This window comes from Bartonella sp. AD328YNZD, assembly GCF_042196425.1.
In genome coordinates this window covers 1-2513 of sequence record NZ_JBHIQG010000334.1, presented here as the reverse complement: position 1 = coordinate 2513, position 2513 = coordinate 1, and the positions used below count along the sequence as shown (strand labels likewise).

Here is a 2513-nt window from a genome sequence, read left to right as displayed (position 1 = left end):
ATTCTTATAATTTTGATTGCAAACCTTTTATCGGCTTGTGCATTAGCACCAAAGCTAAAACAGCCCAATGATAGGAACCGCGTGCCTATTAATAAAACAATCCCTGCCGAAATTAAACGAGCAAATATATGAAAAAGCGATTTATTATAACAGGAATGATTACCCTTTTGGGAACGATAAATTTGGCACATGCAAAGGATTTTGATAGAAATCATTTAGGTAGTAGCGTGCCGCTACATCTTTTAAGGGCACAGATTCTTTCGGAATTACATACTAAACAGAATTCACCTGCTCCACCGCCACAACCTGCTCTATCAGCAGAATATCTGGAGCTTATTAAGCTATTAAAAAAAGAGGAAATTATTGAGCTCTTTAAAAAACAACTTGCGTTAAAAAAAGAACAACTTTCACAAATAGAAAAAGCCTATCAAGCTATAACAAAGAATCAGAAAACAAACCCAAAGCAAATAGACTTTTCTAGTTTTTTTCTCCAAGAACCAAAATCGCTCTATAAGAAGAATCTGCTTTTAAGGGAATCATATCAAAAGATATTGGAGGAAGAAAACAAAATTTCTGGGACTTTTGATCAAATGAGCAAAGCTATTTCTGAGCATTTACAATCTGTATCGGTTCTAGATAAAGTTGTGAATTTGAAAAGTTTTGAACATGCAGAAAATCGTTTTCAATACCTCAGAGATCTATTAGATGAAGTTCAAAAAAAAGAAAACCTGAAAGATACTGCAGATCTTCAAGCACATATCGATGGTTCGTTAGCCATGATCCAAAATGAATTTATAAAGATGGAAATGGTAGCGCATTTACGTGACGCTGAATACTCACTTATCAAAAGGAAAAGACGCGAACTTGATATGAAAATTTTTGATCATGAAAAAAAAGAGATGCCTAGCATACGGTGAAAACACTTAGGTAATGTATAAATGAAAATGAAGCGTTTAGCATATATCTATGTTCCAAAGTGATAAAAAGTTGAAAATTCGTCAAAGAGGAATTCCATGAACTTCACTATGTTCACGCAACTTTTCGATAAAATTAACCAGGTAACACAAACATATGTCACGGGTATTTCCTCAAAAGCAATTGTTACAATTACACCTTTCGTTTCAATTGGAATCACGATCGCTTTCATCATCTATGGATGGCTTATCATTCGGGGCGCTATCGATATGCCTCTCTCCGGATTCGTAAACCGTTTCCTACGGATAAGTATTATTACTTCAATAGCTCTTACCACAGGACTTTATCAACCAGAATATCCAATCCTAAAGTAAAAAATATTCGCACTGAAATTGAGCTATTTTCATAAATTAAAAAATGAAATTAAGAAAAGATAAATTATCGTAAACTATACACTTTACTTTAGTGTCAAAATTATAATAATGACAACAAATATCAGAATGTGTATAACAGTAAAAAGAGTCATGTTAAAATGAAGTCGATCATTCTTATAATTTTGATTGCAAACCTTTTATCGGCTTGTGCATTAGCACCAAAGCTAAAACAGCCCAATGATAGGAACCGCGTGCCTATTAATAAAACAATCCCTGCCGAAATCAAGCGAGGAGACAGATGAAAAAGCAATTTATTATAGTAGGAATGGTTACCCTTTTGGGAATGCTGAGTCTAGCTCCAGCAAATGCAGCTGCAAATATAGACTCACAACCTGATCCATCAGCAGAATATCGGGAGATTATTGATCTATTAAAAAAAGGGGAGATTATTAAGCTTTTAACAAAACAGCTTGAGTTAAAAAAAGAACAACTTTCACAAATAGAAAAAGCCTATCAGGCTATAACAAAGAGTCAGAAAACAAACCCAAAGCAAATAGACTTTTCTAGTTTTTTTCTCCAAGATCCAAAATCGCTCTATAAGAGTGATAAGCTTTCAACGGAATCATATCAAAAGGCATTGGAGGAAGAAAACAAAATTTCTGGAACTTTTGATCAAGTAGGCGCGTCTATTTTTGCTCGTTTAGAATTTGTATCGGCTTTAGATAAAGCGGTAACTTTTAACATTTTTCAACATATAGAAAATCGTTTTCAATACCTCAAACAGTTATTCGATGAACTTGAAACAAAAGAAAATCTGAAAGACATTGCTGATCTTCAAGCACATATCGATGGTTCGTTAGCCATGATCCAAAATGAATCTATAAAGATGCAAGTGATAGCACATTTACGCAAAGCTGAATACTCACTTATCAAAAGGAAAAGACGCGAACTTGATATGAAATTTTTTAACCATGAAAAAAAAGAGATGCCTAGCATACGGTGAAAACACTTAGGTAATGTATAAATGAAAATGAAGCGTTTAGCATATATCTATGTTCCAAAGTGATAAAAAGTTGAAAATTCGTCAAAGAGGAATTCCATGAACTTCACTATGTTCACGCAACTTTTCGATAAAATTAACCAGGTAACACAAACATATGTCACGGGTATTTCCTCAAAAGCAATTGTTACAATTACACCTTTCGTTTCAATTGGAATCACGAT

General features: G+C 33.7%; 4 protein-coding genes and 2 pseudogenes. All 6 read left to right on the top strand.

What is annotated here, in order from left to right:
- Nucleotides 1-132 (top strand): TrwH protein (locus ACFIO3_RS11435; RefSeq protein ID WP_375607600.1); only part of this gene is annotated, 132 nt, incomplete at its 5' end.
- The gene (locus tag ACFIO3_RS11430) at nt 129-917 is read left to right on the top strand and encodes a type IV secretion system protein (protein WP_375704487.1); all 789 of its coding nucleotides are present in this window, start codon (nt 129-131) and stop codon (nt 915-917) included. The genes ACFIO3_RS11435 and ACFIO3_RS11430, both read left to right, overlap by 4 nt.
- A 96-nt stretch (nt 918-1013) precedes the next feature.
- Nucleotides 1014-1271, top strand: a pseudogene (locus tag ACFIO3_RS11425) (type IV secretion system protein); the annotation flags it as partial.
- A gap of 176 nt (nt 1272-1447) precedes the next feature.
- A complete protein-coding gene (locus ACFIO3_RS11420) occupies nt 1448-1591 on the top strand; it encodes a TrwH protein (protein ID WP_273790050.1) in 144 nt (47 codons plus the stop codon).
- Nucleotides 1588-2292, top strand: coding sequence for a type IV secretion system protein (locus tag ACFIO3_RS11415; RefSeq protein ID WP_375615521.1), 705 nt, complete (start codon nt 1588-1590; stop codon nt 2290-2292). Before ACFIO3_RS11420 ends, ACFIO3_RS11415 begins: the two co-directional genes overlap by 4 nt.
- A gap of 96 nt (nt 2293-2388) precedes the next feature.
- Nucleotides 2389-2513 (top strand): annotated as a pseudogene (locus ACFIO3_RS11410) (trwi protein); the annotation flags it as partial.